Consider the following 16,416-nt stretch of genomic DNA (forward strand, 5'->3'; position numbering starts at 1 on the left):
CTATGTATTTATTCGGTCCTTATGAGGACAATAGTTATTATATGATTATAGCAACATAAAGTCAATAGTTTAGTGAAGCTTTTTTTCCTAATGAGGAATTTTTTTCTTCCTCATTAGGAAAAAGCCGACTAAAAAGGAAATTCACTTGTTAATTCTGGTAGCAATCCACTATAAAAATCATAAACTTCCGTTACAAATCGGTCCATTTCAATAGTTAAAATAACATATGTTTGTTCTTTTCTTCCTCTAGGCAGTCTTAAACTACCGGGATTAATGAAAAGAACATCATCAACTACTTCCATCCCCAAGAAATGAGAATGGCCGAAACAGGCAATATTTGCTCCCACTTCCTTTGCCTTATACAGCAAGTTATTAAGGGAGGATTTGACGCCATATAGATGTCCATGTGTTAAAAAAATCTTTTTGTCTGCAATTTCTTGAGTGGTCTCTGTTGGAAATTTGTCTTCATAATCACAGTTACCTTGAACAGTAATATATCCCTTCATCACTTCTTCACTTGCTGATAGTTCAGAATCTCCACAATGCAGAAATAACTCGACATCTTCTTCATGTCTTTTTTTTAAAGTACCTAACTCGGATACCAATCCATGACTGTCACTTACAATCAAAATTTTCATCCAGTTCTATTTCCCTTCTTTAAAAACAGTCGGAAGCTGTTCTTTTAGTTTTTTCAATGCGTTTGCACGATGACTAATTTTATTTTTCTTCTCAGGCGGCAATTCCGCCATTGCCTTTTCTTCTGCTTCTACATAAAAGATTGGATCATAGCCAAATCCATATTCTCCTCTTCTTTCCTCCAGAATAACCCCTTCACAAGTTCCAGTAAATGTTAAGGAGTCTTCATTTGGAATCGCAACTGCTAATGTACAACAAAAACGAGCAGTTCGTTTTTCTAATGGTACACCCTCTAATTCATGCAAAACCTTGTCCATATTATCTTGATCATTCTTTTGTTCTCCTGCGTAACGTGCGGAGTATACTCCTGGTCTCCCGTTTAATGCATCAATAACAAGACCAGAATCATCTGAAATAACGACACGATTTAGCAGCTTAGAAATCGTTTCTGCTTTAAGGAGAGCATTTTCTTCAAATGTTGTTCCTGTCTCTTCTACATCTTGGACATCTGGGAAATCTAATAGTGTTTTTACTTCATAGCCAAGTGGTGAAAACATTTGTACAAATTCTTTTGCTTTGCCTGTATTCTTAGTTGCAATAATAATTTCTTTCATTGTAAAACTCCTTTAGTCTCTATTTGTTATTTTCTTATGTTGAACTATGTAAATTATGTACTTTCTTATAGTTTACTACGCTTAAAATCATCCGTCTAATATCAGTATATACCCTTTCTTTCTTATTTCCAAAGGCAGTTTTGTGAAGTTTATGCGATGATATCCATTCGCTCACCTACAGAAAGCAAACCATTATTCCTAGAATCACTTATCACTAAATAAAAATAACACCTTCAAATAAAATTGTTATTTCATTTGAACGAAACAATTTCACCCTTAGAACGTATTTATTATAACAAGCCAATTTATACCACTAATCAAAGAAAAGAGGTAAAACATGTCTTTACACTATCAGGAATATGGTGATAAAAGTGCTCCACTGATGCTATTTATACATGGTGGTGGAGTAAGTGATTGGATGTGGGATAAGCAAATTCAATACTTCACTCATTATCACTGTGTTGTTCCCCTCTTACCTGAACATGGATTGAATAATGATAAAGTTAAATTTACTATAAAAGGGAGTGCAGAAGCATTAATTAAATTAGTGGAAGATAAAGCCAGAGGAAAGAAAGTAATCTTAATTGGATTTTCTTTAGGTTCTCAAGTCATTGTGGAAATGATCAGTATGAAACCAGATATAATGAATCTTGCCATAATCAATAGCGCTTCAGTTAGACCGATTTTATGGGCAAAGAAAATAATAAAACCTACTATTGCATTAACCTACCCATTAATTCAAAATAAAACCTTTTCCAAACTGCAAGCCAGTACACTATATATCAGCGATGACTATTTTGAAAAATATTATGAAGAAAGTTGTCAAATAAGTTCTGATACCCTTGTTCGAGTATTGGAAGAAAATATGTCCTTTCAACTCCCTAAAAATTTTGCAGAGGCCACTGGAAAAATATTGGTTACGGTTGGTGAAAAGGAAAAAGCCATGATGAAAAAATCCGCAAAAGATATTGTGGAGGCAAATTCGAATGGAATCGGCGTGATTATCCCTAATATTGGCCATGGAGTATCTTTCGCTATGCCTGATTTTTTTAATCATATGGTCGAAACGTGGATTCAAAAAGGTGTTTTACCAAATGAATGTAAAGTGATAAGGTAATATTTATTATTTGCTAAGGAAAGTTTTTGTCTCCTAAAAAATAACGCTCATACGAAGAAGGGGATAAGAATATAACCATTCTCATCCCCTTTACCCATTAATATTAGAAGCTACCAGTATTTACATTTTCTGGACGAGTCACTGGTTTAGTTAAGCTTTCCCCTTCTGCGTTCACTAAATCTGCTTCTCCATTCACAGTAACAGCAACACTTTCAATGCCTTCTTGCTCTGTTAAGGATAATACTAATGAATTTAATACTTCATCAGCCAGTACCTTTTCTTCTCCATTTAAGCCACTAGAATATATATTCTCGTTAAAGTTTAACGTAACCTTGCCATCTTCTACAATTGGATCATCCAACAGCTTTACGTCATTAGGTAATAAACTTGTTAGTGCTGCTGCTCCGCCCATACCAGGTCCTTCTATTAGCTCTCCTACTGCAGCAGCGACATTATTTTCTTCGCCATTGCTAATACGCTTCGTTACTGGCACATAATAATAGGAGTCCAACTCTCCGCCAATATAATAAACAGTCAATGGTCTTGTGTTTGTAATGTCTGTGACATCATCTGTATTAATGTTGATGCCATCAGCTCTTGTTAATGCACCTTGAATTGGCGTTTTATTTACAGGCATCTCTGTCAGCTCATGACCATTTAACGAAAGTTTCACACTATCGATGGAATCAAATTGTGTCAATGTCCATGTAATGGATTGCAGGATTTTCTCTTCATCTTTAGCCTCGTATTCTTTGAATTCCTTAGAAAAATCTACAGTAGCCACTTTATCTTTATCTACATTAATACTTATTTTTGTATCTTGAGGAATTACTGCTTGGAAATCATTTGGCAGCAATTCAGAAACTTTCCCACCCTTAACTAAATATTCTAGGCTTTCTTTTGCAATCGAATTCGTTTTTGGCAGGTTTAAAGTTTGAGGAACAACATACCCGTTTTTATCCATTAAGTATAATTCAACTGGCATTGAATCCTCTTTCGCAACTTCACCTGTCGTTTCCTTGTCCGCCTCCTTTTTAACTGCATCCTCTTCATACGAAGTAGTTTGCGGTGGATCGACTTTTTCTTTATCTCCTAACAAGCTACAACCAGAGATCAACACAGATGATATGATAACCGCTGAAACAATGGTCAATTTGTTATTCTTAGACATCTTCATCACTCCTAAGACAGTTTGTACTAATATATATACGAGCCTATATTTTTTTTAGACCGTCTTTAGGATATTTTTTTCAAAAAAAGACTGTCTCCCTATTTTCATTGCAAAATGTCTAGATAGAAAATCGTCTAAACATGATGTAATGGAGACAGAAGGCAGTCTTCCTTATTATGTTAATTTAACTGTTTCAACAGCATGTATTTCTTGATTCAGCCAATTGGACGCGATGCGGGCAAACATCTCTTTTGATCCAGTTGTATAAAAATAATGTTCTACTTGATTCTCTTCAGAAGCAAGTTCATCATGATGGTTGAGAATAGTACTAACTTCGCGGGCAGTTTCTGCTCCAGAACTAATTACCTTAACCTTTTTTCCCATCTCTTCCTGTATAACTTTTGCTAACAAAGGATAATGGGTACAGCCAAGAATTAGAGTATCTATCTCTTTATTCTTTAATGGCCACAGCGTTTCTTTCACAATTTTCCTTGCGACTGGTCCATCATATTCGCCGCTCTCCACTAAAGGGACAAATTTCGGGCATGCTAAACTAACTGTTCTAACTCGATTATTAATCTTCTTTAGTGCTGTTTCATATGCCCGACTTCGAACAGTACCTATTGTTCCAATCATGCCTATATAATTATTTTTCGTTACCTTTATTGCTGTCCGTGCACCTGGAACGATTACGCCAATCACCGGAATAGATAGCTGTTCGCGTATCTCCTCTAGTGCGACCGCAGTAGCTGTATTACAGGCAATCACAAGCATCTTTATATTTTTCTTCAACAGGAACCTAGTCATTTCCCAAGTAAATTTCTTCACTTCTTCTCCCGTTCTTGGGCCATATGGACATCTTGCCGTATCCCCTAAGTAAACGATATTTTCAAAAGGAAGCTGGCGCATTATCTCCTTTGCAACTGTTAATCCACCAACCCCAGAATCTATAACCCCTATTGCTCTTTCCAAAAAACCGCCTCATTTTTCTCGCATTACTTGATGTAACCGCATAAAATTTTTCTTTAATTCTTCAATATCTTTCGTTGAGTACTCATTTAATACCTCTTGAAGATAGCCCTGACGCTTCTTGATAACTTCGTCAATTAATCTTTTTCCTTCTTCTAGCATATGAATACGAACCACACGTCGATCATTGGGATCCTTCACTCTTTGGACTAACTGATTTTTTTCCATTCGATCAACTAAATCTGTCGTAGTACTAAACGCAAGGAACATTTTATTAGATAATTCCCCAATCGTCATATCTCCTTCTTCAAATAGCCATTGTAAGGCCACAAATTGAGGAGGAGTCATCGTATAATTACTTAAAATCTCTCTCCCCTTTTGTTTGATAATACCAGATATGTAGCGCATATCCTTTTCGATTGTAGCTATATTCTCTAAGTATTCCTTTACATCTTTCTCTTCAGTCATCATGATTACAACTCCCATATATAAATATACAAATATAATGAATATCCGACAATTTTCTATAAATCAGTACCTTTAATTATAATCTACAATTCTCCCCTCGTAAATGTATAAGGTGAAAAGTTAATGTCCATGTAAAAATTGCCGAATAAAGCCATGATTCCACTACTTATTCACATTAAAAAGAAGATGACCCATATAAGCGGGGTAAGGAGTGGAATTTCCTGCCTGCTTATACATGATCATCTTCTTTATTATAGTTCTAGTTCTCCCATTCTAAGGAGTTCTACAACAGCCTGTGAACGCCCCTTCACGCCCAGCTTCTGCATAGCATTAGAAATATGATTTCGAACTGTTTTTTCGCTTATGAATAAATCACTCGCGATTTCCTTAGTCGTTTTATCTTGGACTAACAGCTCAAATACTTCTCTTTCTCTTTTGGTTAATAATGGCTTGTGAGTAAATTCATTCTCCTTCAAGTAGTGTAACCCTCCTTGCCTTTGCCAGCTATGAACTTTGGGATGGGTATAGTTATAGTCTGAATATATTATGTAAGATGACACCTTGGAGTGACTGGATTTAAGCAAATTAGGAAAGGTTTTTTCGGTTTTTCATCATTAGTACTCCATTTCCATCATTTGACTATAATTTTACGTACTTATGAACTTTCAACACACGAATTTTCAGGATGAAATAGTCAAAATGTAGTACGTGCAATTATAATCACTTTTTCCAAACTTTCTAAAAAACCGTGTTATAATTTAAACAATGAACCTTGGTGTCGTAGTAAATTTCTGTTATCAAAGAAAGTTTTGGTGATATAGATGGACTTTAACATTGAATTATTGACAAATTTACATAAAAAAATTCTTCAGGATATGTATTTTGATTATGAAGAGAACAGAACTCCATATATTGATATGGTAACGATTATGGGGAGTCTATTTTACTTTGAACAACAAACGAAAAAGGCGCGAAAAAATAATCGCTTAATTGTACCTGTTTTCAATTTAAGTCTCTGGGAAAAAAATAAAGATGTCTTAAAAGAGCTAATAGATTGGATAATGGATGCACCAGTTTATCTGAATTTCCAGCAAAATGAAGCAGCGCTGTTGGCTCCATCATTTTTCCTTCCAAATAATCAGGAAGTAACATTGTTTTTGGATGATATGGCATCACTTGTGGGTGTTGCGAAAAATAAATTCCCAGATCTGCCCATCGCTTCAGACTACATTCGACTTAAAAACATGAACAATGAACAGAGTAAACAAGAAAAACTAGCTGCTTTTTTGCGCAGTAATGTTTCAGATTCTGGAGAGATCATTCATTTAGGTTCGGCGATTTGCAAGAAGGTCAGAAGAAAACGATCAGCCGCAAGCATATGCTTGCTTGTATCGATTGCAGCAGCAAAAACATATTTTAACGGGAAAGGCAATGTATATGTCTATCAAAATAGCAAAATTAATAAGGACATTTCTATCGATGGGAATGTACTGCTTAAAGCTACTCATCCAAAAACATTTAATTTATTAAATGCTCTTTATTCCGGTTTGGAGCTTGATTTGACTATCCAAACGCCTATCTTACATCGCCCCTTCTATCGTGTGATCAATGAGATGCCTAAAGAATATAAGCTACAAATAAAAAACACGGCAGAGTGTCTCCGGATGAGAGGAGATGGGTATATATCAGCGAAAGTACCATGCGGAATTTGTCTGCCATGCTTGCAAAGAAAAATGGCCTTAGCGGCCAGTAATAATGAAGTATATGATACATTATACCAGTATGATTACGGGCAAAAGACTGCTGATATAAAAAATGAGGAAGATAAACGTATCTTAACAGAGAATCTGCAAGCCCTGGAAGATGCCATTGAATATCTAGAGACAAATGTTAGTAGACTAGCTAGCGAGGAACAAACAATAGCAGAGGAATTCATGTTCACTTATCACCAATTTAAGGAAAAATATTAACACAAGAAAGACCACCTTAACTGGTGGTCTTTTGTTTAATGATCACTTCCAAAGAACTCTTTAAATGCTTGGAACGTTGTTTCTCGGTTTAAGGCTGCAATCGACGTTGTCAGTGGAATGCCTTTTGGACAGGACTGCACACAGTTTTGAGAGTTACCGCAGTTAGCTAGTCCGCCATCTCCCATTATCTCATGAAGTCTTTCCTCTTTATTCATCTCTCCTGTTGGATGTGAATTAAAGAGACGAACTTGAGAAAGCGGTGCTGGTCCAATGAAATTAGATTTACTATTTACATTCGGGCAAGCTTCTAAGCAGACTCCACATGTCATACATTTCGATAGCTCATATGCCCACTGGCGTTTTTTCTCTGGCATTCTTGGTCCAGGTCCTAAATCATATGTGCCATCAATTGGTATCCATGCTTTAACTTTCTTTAAGCTGTCAAACATGCGGCTTCGATCGACTTGCAGATCGCGCACCACAGGGAATGTTCTCATTGGCTCTAGACGAATCGGCTGTTCTAATTGATCAATAAGCGCTGTACAGGATTGGCGTGGTTTACCATTGATGACCATAGAACAGGCTCCGCAAACTTCTTCCAAACAGTTCATATCCCAAGCAACTGGAGAGGTTTTTTTTCCGTCGCTTGTAACTGGATTTCTGCGAATCTCCATTAATGCAGAAATAATGTTCATATTAGGACGATAAGGCAAAGTAAATTCTTCTACATAAGATGGTGAATTAGGGTCATCTTGTCTTTCAATTTGTAATGTTACTGTTTTTTGCTCCCCCATTTTATTTCACTCCCTCTTTTTGCTTTGAATAATCTCTTTTTCTCGGTTTAATTAAGGAGGTATCTACTTCTTGGTAATGGAAATCTGGTGCCTCATTTGCGCCCACAAATTTAGCCATTGTTGTTTTTAAGAAATCTTCATCATTTCTTTCTGGAAATTCTGGTTTATAATGTGCTCCACGGCTTTCATTTCGGTTATATGCACCGAGGGTAATCACACGTGCTAGCTGAAGCATATTTTCTAATTGACGCGTAAATACGCCTCCTTGGTTAGACCATTTTGCTGTATCATTGATATTAATATTTTTATAACGCTCTAACAGCTCTTGAATCTTGTCATCTGTTGCCAGCAGCTTATCGTTGTAACGAACTACTGTAACGTTATCTGTCATCCATTCCCCTAATTCTTTATGAAGCACATAGGCATTTTCTGTTCCATCCATTTTCAAAATACCCTGCCATTTAGCTTCTTCTGCTTTAATAGCGGAATCATATATGGATGATGATAAATCTTCTGCGCTTTTGCTTAATCCGCTTATATATTTAACCGCATTCGGACCAACTACCATGCCGCCATAAATTGCTGAAAGCAAGCTATTGGCACCTAAGCGGTTTGCTCCATGCTGTGAATAATCACATTCACCAGCAGCAAATAAGCCTGGAATATTTGTCATTTGATCGTAATCTACCCACAATCCACCCATGGAGTAATGAACAGCAGGGAAAATTTTCATCGGAAGTTTACGAGGATCTTCACCAGTGAATTTTTCGTAAATCTCGATAATGCCGCCCAGTTTAATATCAAGCTCTTTTGGATTTTTATGGGATAAATCTAAATACACCATGTTTTCTCCATTGATGCCGAGCTTTTGATCGACACATACATGGAAAATCTCGCGTGTGGCAATATCCCTTGGTACAAGGTTTCCATAAGCTGGGTACTTTTCTTCTAAGAAATACCATGGCTTTCCATCTTTATACGTCCAGATACGACCGCCTTCTCCACGAGCTGATTCACTCATTAAACGTAATTTATCATCACCAGGTATTGCAGTTGGATGGATTTGAATAAATTCACCATTTGCATAATAAGCTCCTTGCTGATAAACAACAGATGCTGCTGAACCAGTATTTATAATGGAATTTGTGGATTTCCCAAAGATAATTCCAGGGCCGCCAGTTGCCATAATAACAGCGTCTGCAGGGAAGGACTTAATCTCCATTGTTTTTAAATCCTGTGCCTTAATTCCTCTGCATACCCCTTCATCATCTGTGATAATTCCAAGGAACTCCCAGCCTTCATATTTCACGACAAGCCCGTCGACTTCGTATCTTCTTACTTGCTCATCCAATGCGTATAGAAGCTGTTGTCCTGTAGTTGCACCTGCAAAAGCGGTTCTGTGATACTGTGTTCCTCCAAAACGGCGGAAGTCCAGTAATCCTTCCGGTGTACGATTAAACATAACTCCCATTCGGTCCATCAAGTGGATAATGCCCGGGGCTGCCTCCGCCATTGCTTTAACCGGTGGCTGGTTTGCTAAGAAGTCACCGCCATAAACCGTATCATCAAAATGCTCCCATGGAGAATCTCCTTCTCCCTTTGTATTCACCGCTCCATTGATCCCGCCTTGAGCACAAACAGAATGTGATCTTTTTACAGGCACAAGGGAAAATAATTCTAAAGGAGTCCCTGTCTCTGCTACTTTGATTGCTGCCATTAATCCTGCTAAACCACCGCCAACGATGATCACTTTCCCTTTCTTCATAACAAACGTTCACTCCTTCATCTATTGCTCTACTAATCTAGTATTTATTAAACAAACGCGAAGATTGCTCGTACACCTACAATTGATAATGCAACAAATATTCCTAGCGTTACATATGTATTAATTCGTTGAGACTTTGGCGAAACAGTAATTCCCCAGCTTACACAGAATGACCATAAACCATTTGAGAAGTGGAAAATCGTGGAGATTACACCCACTAAATAAAATGCAAGCATCCAAGGATTTGCTAAATTTTCACTCATCATGTCATAATTTACTTCTTGGCCTAATTGAGCTGCTACTCTTGTTTCCCAAACATGCCAAACGATAAAAATTAACGTAATGATCCCTGTCACTCTTTGGATATAGAACATCCAATTTCGAAAGAAACTATAATTTTTTGTATTATTTTTGGCTGTAAACGCAATATAAATTCCATAAATTGCATGATACAAAATCGGTAAAAATATTACAAAAATTTCAAGAAAATACCGAAAAGGTAAATGCTCCATAAAGCCAGCTGCCTTGTTAAAAGCTTCTGGACCTCTAGTTGCAAAGTGATTGACAACTAAATGTTGGATTAAAAATACACCTACTGGGATCACTCCTAATAACGAGTGAAGCCTTCTGAATAAAAACTCTCGATTTGCTGCCATAAAATTCCCCCCTAATTGATGACATACTCCCATTGCCCATAAAGCGATAACATAACCAAAAATTCTTACAATTTAGTGACAATTTAATTGTACTCTTAAAAAAAAATGCGGTCAAGAAAACGGATACATTAAATAAATTTTCTTTCGCTTTTTTTCTATCTATATGTCCAAAAAAAGGATAAATTTCCTCTTTTCTCTTCTTCGCATAAATTTAACATACAAATCAAATAATAGAATCAATGCAAAGGACATGAACAAATATTGATTTTATCGTTATGAAAGCAAAACTTTTTCCTTTAAAAGGAAAAGATATTTTAAAACATAATTTAAAAAATCGCTTATTTTCAAATAGATTTTTCCCGTTTTTTAGTCACCCTAATTCAAAAATCGTTCCCTTTTCTTATGATTTTTTTCCGTTTTTACAGTATACTATTTAGACAATATATTTTATTCTATTTTATTTGGATTCCGTACTTTTGGCATAACCAATGTATGGAAATATCGCAAATGCCAAAATGATTACTTTTATGAAGAGACTATCTTGTAATTATGTAAATATAATAGAATCATAGAAAGAGGAGAGCATATTGAGTGATTTAACATCCTTAGAAGAAAAAACACAGGTGGAGTCAGATCCCCTTACTGTTCCCGCATATGGATATGAATTAATTCGAGAGATACTTATCCCCGAATTATTAGGCCGGGATACGCCTGATCTGTTATATTGGGCCGGTAAACGTATTGCCCGATTATTTCCTTTAAATGCTGTAGAAGAAGCGTACGCCTTTTTTCAAAAAGTCGGATGGGGAAATTTAGAAGTAGTTAAGCAAACAAAAAACGAAATTATCTATCAATTATCCAGCGAGCTGATTGAAAAAAGATTAAAGGAAAAAGGGAAATGCACCTTTCAATTAGAAGCAGGTTATTTAGCTCAACAATATGAACAGACAAAAAAGGTTATTGCTGAAGCCTTTGAAGATCCAAAAAGAAAAGAAAAAAAAGTAACCATAACGGTTCGCTGGGATAGTAAAGATCCTATAGAAGAGTAAAAAGAACTCTAAAGGAGAGAAGAATTTTAATAGTCTTCCTTCCTTTGGAGTCTTTTTTGCTTCTACTAATCATTTCTTATGCATGCACAGGCAATTTGCTTAATTCAAATGCATCGTGAAGAATTTCTACAGCTTTCACCATCTTCTCTTTCTCAATTACTGTTGATACTTTAATTTCGGATGTGCTTACCATTTTAATAATAATTTTTTCTTGTGATAATACTTTAAACATATCTGCTGCAACACCAGGATTTGAAATCATTCCAGAACCGACTATCGATACTTTTGCCAATCCTTGTTCAGAAGTTACTTTATCGTATCCTAATTCCGCTTTATTTTCTTCTAGCACATTCAATGTTTCTTCTAAGTCACTATCTTTTATCGAAAAAGATAAGTTTGTCAGCTGGTCATTTGTTAAGCTTTGAATAATAATATCGACATTTATATGATGGGACGCAAGGGTGGTGAAAATAGTAGAGAGACTTGTTAAGGGATTTCTTAAGCCAAATACCGTCACACTCGTAATATTGTCCTCAAATGCCACTCCGCGTACAACTAAATTTTGTTCCATGGAAACTTCCTCCTCGATGATTGTTCCTTCTTCTTGTTCCATACTTGAGCGAACCACTAATGGTACTTGATAGTTTTTTGCATATTCTACTGCTCTTGGATGTAGGACTCCTGCCCCTAAATTAGCTAATTCCAACATTTCATCATAAGAAATCGCTAATAGTTTTCGTGCACTTTTCACAAAACGAGGGTCGGTTGTAAAAACGCCTGTTACATCTGTGTAAATATCACATTTATCTGCTTTTAAAGCTGCTGCAATCGCAACCGCCGTTGTATCAGATCCACCACGTCCAAGTGTTGTTATATCCCCTGTATCAGTCACTCCCTGAAATCCAGCAACTACTACTACTTTTCCTTGTTGTAGCTGTTCTTGTACTTTTTCTGTTTGTATCTTTACTATTCGCGCATTCCCATGAACATCCTCTGTTTCTATTCCTGCTTGCCAGCCAGTATAGGAAATGGCGTCTACTCCTTGTGCCTGTAAAGCCATAGATAGTAAGCTGATGGTAATTTGCTCTCCTGTGGATAGTAAGACATCCATTTCTCTTTTAGATGGCTTTGGATTTATTTCACTTGCAAGCGTTACAAGCGAATCGGTTGTTTTCCCCATAGCGGATACGACGACGACTACATCATTGCCACGATTTCTTTCTTCGATTACTCTTTCTGCTACATGAAGAATTCTTTCTGCACTGCCTACGGAAGTACCACCAAACTTTTGTACAACTAATCCCACTTCATTCCCTACCTTCTTGTAATCTTAGAGGTTTCTTTTTATTTCTCATTACTTTTCTTTATGTACTTTTTATTTCTCTTTGGCTATCTTAATGAATAAAAGACAAATAAAAAAAGCAATGAGAATATCTCATTGCCGTGCAGTTGAATATAATATATTTATGCACAAACAGTGAGATAGCTCTCCAAAACAGTTCCTTGTTTTGACAGTCTTACATTTATTCAATGCAAAACCAGCAAAGAAAGTCATGAGAACTTTCCTTACTTCGGCGATCTATCCCTTTCATAATTCTTCCCTGAAGCTCATTCTTCTCCGAATTATTACTCTTGAAGTTCGCACCTCTACCTTCACTTATTAAGTTATAAGTTGCCATCATTATAGCACAGTGGATTCATTCCGACAAATAAATTTTTTATTCCTTTAATTTAGCAAGTAATTGTTCAGCCACATTTGCGGGAATACCTGCTTCCACAAATTCTTCGATCGTAGCTTCTTTCATTTTCTTCACAGATCCAAAGGTTTTTAAAAGTAATTTTCTGCGCTTTTCTCCAATTCCAGGAATGTCATCCAATAAAGACTGAAAAGCATTCTTCCCTCTTAATTGACGATGAAACGTAATTGCAAAGCGGTGAACTTCGTCTTGGATTCTTTGTAATAAATAGAATTCCTGACTATTTCGTTCAAGCGGGATAATCTCCAATGGATTTCCGAATAGTAGTTGAGAAGTGCGGTGCTTATCATCCTTTACTAAGCCAGCAACTGGAATATCTAAGCTTAATTCATCGAGTAGAACTTCTCTAACTGCTTCAAGATGCCCTTTTCCACCATCAATTAATAGTAAATCTGGAAGTGGCAGCCCTTCTTTTAAAACGCGCTGATATCTTCTTCGAACTACTTCCCGCATGGATTCATAATCATCTGGTCCTTTTACCGATTTGATTTTATACTTGCGGTATTCTCGTTTCGCTGGTTTTCCATCGATAAAGACAATCATCGCTGAAACCGGATTCGTCCCTTGAATATTACTGTTATCAAATGCTTCAATCCGCAGAGGTGTGTAAATCCCCATTTGTCTGCCTAGGTTTTCCACTGCTTTTATCGTACGCTCCTCATCACGTTCGATTAATGCAAACTTCTCTGTTAAAGCATTCTTCGCATTTTTATTAGCTAATAATACAAGTTCCTTTTTTTGCCCTCTCTGTGGCTTTATCACTTTTACTTTTAATAATTCTTCGACAATATCTCCTTGGATCTCGTCTGGAAGATAAATTTCCTTTGGTTTAAAATGATTGGCTTTCTCATAAAACTGACCTAGATATGTTAGCATTTCCTCTTCAGGCTCTTGATAAATTGGAAACGTACTTACGTCGCGTTCAATTAACTTTCCTTGACGAACAAAAAATACTTGAACACACATCCAGCCTTTATCATAGGAATAGCCAAAAATATCTCTGTCTACTAAATCCGTCATCATCATTTTTTGCTTTTCCATTGTTGCTTCGATATGAGCGATTTGGTCGCGGTATTCCTTGGCGCGCTCAAAGTCTAATTCTTCTGATGCTGCCATCATTTTTTCAGATAGTTCTTTTTTAATATCTTTATATCCACCATTTAAGAACTTGGTGATATCATCTGTCATCTTCTTATATTCTTGTTCGGTAACCTCATTTACACAAGGAGCTAAACATTGTCCTAAATGATAATATAAACAAACTCTATCTGGCAGCACATTGCACTTACGTAAAGGGTAAATACGATCAAGAAGTTTTTTCGTTTCATTTGCTGCTTGGACGTTTGGATATGGGCCAAAGTACTTGCCCTTATCTTTCTTTACATTTCGAGTTGTAATCAGCCTTGGATGCCTTTCAGCCGTCAATTTAATAAATGGATAGCTTTTATCATCCTTCAGCATAATATTATATTTTGGATCATGCTTCTTAATTAAATTTATTTCTAATATTAATGCTTCAATATTGGAAGAGGTTATGATGTATTCAAAATCTTCAATTTCATTGACTAGTCTTAATGTCTTACCATCATGAGAGCCTGTAAAGTAGGAGCGAACTCGATTTTTTAATACCTTTGCTTTTCCTACATAAATAATGGTACCTTGTCGGTCCTTCATCAAATAACATCCAGGCTGATCAGGTAAGATCATTAATTTATTTTTAATGATGTCGTTCACAATTTTCCCTCCCAGCTCACAAACCTTATAAACGAACATATATACTATCTTCTCTAATTATAGAGAATTTCATCGATTCATCAAGGAAAAAGTATGGAATGGGAATATTTTAGGGAAAACGGTTTATGCTTACATGAAGGAATTAGGATTTTATTGCGATGTAATGTTGATAACTTGATCTGCTTTTATCGGATTATTCTTATGCTTCACTTTTATACCACAAGTTTATTTTCTCCATCAAAAAACCTGTAGACACTAGGAGTGTCTACAGGTCTTTCTCTTTCAAAAAAAGAAAGAGTTCATTAAACATGTTTAGCTAATAGTTCAGAAAGAGCTTCTTTTGGTTGGAATCCAACTACTTTATCTACTACTTCACCGTCTTTAAGAACAAGTAAAGTTGGGATGCTCATTACGCCAAATTTAGATGCTGATCCTTGGTTTTCGTCTACATCTACTTTAACGATTTTTACGCTATCTCCCATTTCGCCGTCAAGTTCTTCAAGAACTGGAGCGATCATTTTACAAGGTCCGCACCATGGTGCCCAGAAATCTACTAATACTACACCTGAACCTGTTTCTTCTTGGAATGTTTGATCTGTTGCATGTGTAATGGCCATTTATAATTTGCCTCCTTATTTGATAAACTAACAATATCGAAAGTATACCATGGTTTCTTTGATGATACTAATAATATGTTTCAAATATCATTTTCCCCTACTATCAGCTAATACATTCACCTATAATTAGATCATTCCCATTCTTTTAATAAAGAAGGTATTATTTCAAAAATATCTCCCACAATCCCATAATCAGCTACTTCAAAAATTGGAGCATTTGGATCTTTATTAATAGCAATAATGGTTTTGGCAGACGTAACGCCAACAAGATGTTGAATAGCCCCTGAAATTCCGCAGGCGATGTATATATCTGGAGCCACGGTTTTTCCTGTCTGTCCAAGCTGAATGGAAGCATCACATACTCCTAATTCTACTGCACCTCTGGAAACACCGACTGTTCCTCCAAGAGTGTCAGCTAATTTCTTCACTAGTGCAAATCCCTCTTCATTTTGAATACCTCTTCCAGCGCCCACGATAATTTTTGCATCCACTAAGCCAGCTGCCTTTTCTCTTTTTTGTTCGAGTCCAATTAAAGTAGCTACTGGCTTATCGATATTTACTTTCAAAGAATGGACAGCTGGTTTTGTTTTCTCCTTCTTTGGGAGAGGCTTCCATTTTTTAGGCTTTATTGTTATAAGAAAAGAAGAACCTTCCACTTCTGTTCGTTCCGTTAATTTACCAGAATAAGCAGACCGAGTTATAGACAGTTTGTTATCATGAAGGACAAAACTCTCTATATTTGAAAGTAAGGGTAGATTCCATTTCTCACTTAAATACGGGAAGATGGATCTGCCGATATCATTGTGTCCACATAAAAGAATAGAGGGTTCAAGTTGTTCCCAAACAGATAAGAGGGCTTTTATATATGATTCATTCGAAAATCTAGCTAACAAAGGGTGTTCCACGATAATGATTTGATCGACATCCGTTTCATTCCATTCAGATGCGTTCGTTCTCATATCCTCTCCCATTAGCAAGAGAATTGTTTCTGCCTCCGTTTTTAATTCCTTTGCTGCTGAAATACACTCAAGGGTAATGGAGGCAATTTTTCCTTCTTGATGTTCTCCCACCACAACGATTTTTCCCTTCATATTAACTC

The 16,416-nt window shown here is 36.3% G+C and carries 16 protein-coding genes and 1 riboswitch; of the genes, 3 read left to right on the forward strand and 13 right to left on the reverse strand.

The window, feature by feature from the left end; translation table 11 throughout:
* Positions 1-128: 128 nt before the first annotated feature.
* Both NSQ92_RS14945 and NSQ92_RS14950 read right to left on the reverse strand, forming a co-directional pair.
* Positions 129-638 (reverse strand): metallophosphoesterase family protein, encoded by a 510-nt coding sequence (locus NSQ92_RS14945; RefSeq protein ID WP_047943551.1) that lies wholly within the window; start codon positions 636-638, stop codon positions 129-131.
* A gap of 6 nt (positions 639-644) precedes the next feature.
* Positions 645-1,250, reverse strand: coding sequence for an XTP/dITP diphosphatase (locus tag NSQ92_RS14950; RefSeq protein ID WP_047943550.1), 606 nt, complete (start codon positions 1,248-1,250; stop codon positions 645-647).
* Positions 1,251-1,587: 337 nt separating this feature from the next.
* Between NSQ92_RS14950 and NSQ92_RS14955 the strand changes: the two genes are divergently transcribed.
* A complete protein-coding gene (locus NSQ92_RS14955; protein ID WP_047943549.1) occupies positions 1,588-2,367 on the forward strand; it encodes an alpha/beta fold hydrolase in 780 nt (259 codons plus the stop codon).
* A gap of 103 nt (positions 2,368-2,470) precedes the next feature.
* Here the strand turns inward: NSQ92_RS14955 and NSQ92_RS14960 are convergent, their stop codons facing one another.
* From NSQ92_RS14960 to gerE, 4 genes are all read right to left on the reverse strand, one after another.
* A complete protein-coding gene (locus NSQ92_RS14960) occupies positions 2,471-3,538 on the reverse strand; it encodes a GerMN domain-containing protein (RefSeq protein ID WP_047943548.1) in 1,068 nt (355 codons plus the stop codon).
* Between the two features lie 174 nt (positions 3,539-3,712).
* Positions 3,713-4,510 (reverse strand): glutamate racemase, encoded by a 798-nt coding sequence (racE, locus tag NSQ92_RS14965; RefSeq protein WP_047943547.1) that lies wholly within the window; start codon positions 4,508-4,510, stop codon positions 3,713-3,715.
* Between the two features lie 9 nt (positions 4,511-4,519).
* A complete protein-coding gene (locus NSQ92_RS14970) occupies positions 4,520-4,978 on the reverse strand; it encodes a MarR family winged helix-turn-helix transcriptional regulator (protein WP_047943546.1) in 459 nt (152 codons plus the stop codon).
* A gap of 248 nt (positions 4,979-5,226) precedes the next feature.
* Positions 5,227-5,451, reverse strand: a complete 225-nt coding sequence (gene gerE, locus NSQ92_RS14975; RefSeq protein WP_016201768.1) for a spore germination transcription factor GerE — start codon at positions 5,449-5,451, stop codon at positions 5,227-5,229.
* A 345-nt stretch (positions 5,452-5,796) separates the two neighbouring features.
* Here gerE and NSQ92_RS14980 point away from each other — a divergent pair, with 345 nt between their 5' ends.
* Positions 5,797-6,945 carry a hypothetical protein gene (locus NSQ92_RS14980; RefSeq protein ID WP_341152925.1) on the forward strand — a complete coding sequence of 383 codons (1,149 nt, stop codon included), beginning with the start codon at positions 5,797-5,799 and terminating at the stop codon, positions 6,943-6,945.
* Between the two features lie 35 nt (positions 6,946-6,980).
* Here the strand turns inward: NSQ92_RS14980 and sdhB are convergent, their stop codons facing one another.
* From sdhB to NSQ92_RS14995, 3 genes are read right to left on the reverse strand one after another with little or no spacing between them, the layout of a single operon-like run.
* Positions 6,981-7,739: a succinate dehydrogenase iron-sulfur subunit gene (gene sdhB, locus NSQ92_RS14985; RefSeq protein ID WP_047941933.1), complete on the reverse strand. Its 759-nt coding sequence runs from the start codon at positions 7,737-7,739 to the stop codon at positions 6,981-6,983.
* Position 7,740: 1 nt separating this feature from the next.
* Entirely contained in the window at positions 7,741-9,504 is a 1,764-nt protein-coding gene (gene sdhA / locus NSQ92_RS14990) for a succinate dehydrogenase flavoprotein subunit (RefSeq protein WP_047941932.1), read from the reverse strand.
* A gap of 47 nt (positions 9,505-9,551) precedes the next feature.
* Entirely contained in the window at positions 9,552-10,160 is a 609-nt protein-coding gene (locus NSQ92_RS14995; protein ID WP_047941930.1) for a succinate dehydrogenase cytochrome b558 subunit, read from the reverse strand.
* A 587-nt stretch (positions 10,161-10,747) separates the two neighbouring features.
* Here NSQ92_RS14995 and NSQ92_RS15000 point away from each other — a divergent pair.
* Positions 10,748-11,209: a YslB family protein gene (locus tag NSQ92_RS15000; protein WP_047941929.1), complete on the forward strand. Its 462-nt coding sequence runs from the start codon at positions 10,748-10,750 to the stop codon at positions 11,207-11,209.
* A 76-nt stretch (positions 11,210-11,285) separates the two neighbouring features.
* On the opposite strand, the gene NSQ92_RS15005 is transcribed toward NSQ92_RS15000, so the two are convergent.
* The 4 genes from NSQ92_RS15005 to NSQ92_RS15020 all read right to left on the reverse strand — a co-directional run bounded on the left by NSQ92_RS15005 (position 11,286) and on the right by NSQ92_RS15020 (position 16,408).
* Positions 11,286-12,515, reverse strand: a complete 1,230-nt coding sequence (locus tag NSQ92_RS15005) for an aspartate kinase (protein ID WP_095323190.1) — start codon at positions 12,513-12,515, stop codon at positions 11,286-11,288.
* A gap of 169 nt (positions 12,516-12,684) precedes the next feature.
* A riboswitch (Lysine riboswitch) is annotated at positions 12,685-12,867 on the reverse strand.
* A gap of 60 nt (positions 12,868-12,927) precedes the next feature.
* Positions 12,928-14,700, reverse strand: coding sequence for an excinuclease ABC subunit UvrC (gene uvrC / locus NSQ92_RS15010; protein WP_095323189.1), 1,773 nt, complete (start codon positions 14,698-14,700; stop codon positions 12,928-12,930).
* A gap of 302 nt (positions 14,701-15,002) precedes the next feature.
* Positions 15,003-15,317, reverse strand: a complete 315-nt coding sequence (gene trxA, locus NSQ92_RS15015; RefSeq protein WP_047941926.1) for a thioredoxin — start codon at positions 15,315-15,317, stop codon at positions 15,003-15,005.
* Positions 15,318-15,448: 131 nt separating this feature from the next.
* A complete protein-coding gene (locus NSQ92_RS15020) occupies positions 15,449-16,408 on the reverse strand; it encodes an electron transfer flavoprotein subunit alpha/FixB family protein (protein WP_047941924.1) in 960 nt (319 codons plus the stop codon).
* Positions 16,409-16,416 lie beyond the last annotated feature (8 nt).

This window comes from Niallia sp. FSL M8-0099 (genome assembly GCF_038006945.1).
GTDB classification, from domain to species: domain Bacteria; phylum Bacillota; class Bacilli; order Bacillales; family Cytobacillaceae; genus Niallia; species Niallia circulans.

Bases quoted from the DNA above. Each gene is read 5' to 3' on its own strand.
- NSQ92_RS14945 (WP_047943551.1), bottom strand. From the start codon at position 638: ATGAAAATTTTGATTGTAAGTGACAGTCATGGATTGGTATCCGAGTTA.
- NSQ92_RS14950 (WP_047943550.1), bottom strand. From the start codon at position 1,250: ATGAAAGAAATTATTATTGCAACTAAGAATACAGGCAAAGCAAAAGAA.
- NSQ92_RS14955 (WP_047943549.1), top strand. From the start codon at position 1,588: ATGTCTTTACACTATCAGGAATATGGTGATAAAAGTGCTCCACTGATG.
- NSQ92_RS14960 (WP_047943548.1), bottom strand. From the start codon at position 3,538: ATGTCTAAGAATAACAAATTGACCATTGTTTCAGCGGTTATCATATCA.
- NSQ92_RS14970 (WP_047943546.1), bottom strand. From the start codon at position 4,978: ATGATGACTGAAGAGAAAGATGTAAAGGAATACTTAGAGAATATAGCT.
- NSQ92_RS14980 (WP_341152925.1), top strand. From the start codon at position 5,797: ATGGACTTTAACATTGAATTATTGACAAATTTACATAAAAAAATTCTT.
- sdhB (WP_047941933.1), bottom strand. From the start codon at position 7,739: ATGGGGGAGCAAAAAACAGTAACATTACAAATTGAAAGACAAGATGAC.
- sdhA (WP_047941932.1), bottom strand. From the start codon at position 9,504: ATGAAGAAAGGGAAAGTGATCATCGTTGGCGGTGGTTTAGCAGGATTA.
- NSQ92_RS14995 (WP_047941930.1), bottom strand. From the start codon at position 10,160: ATGGCAGCAAATCGAGAGTTTTTATTCAGAAGGCTTCACTCGTTATTA.
- trxA (WP_047941926.1), bottom strand. From the start codon at position 15,317: ATGGCCATTACACATGCAACAGATCAAACATTCCAAGAAGAAACAGGT.
- NSQ92_RS15020 (WP_047941924.1), bottom strand. From the start codon at position 16,408: ATGAAGGGAAAAATCGTTGTGGTGGGAGAACATCAAGAAGGAAAAATT.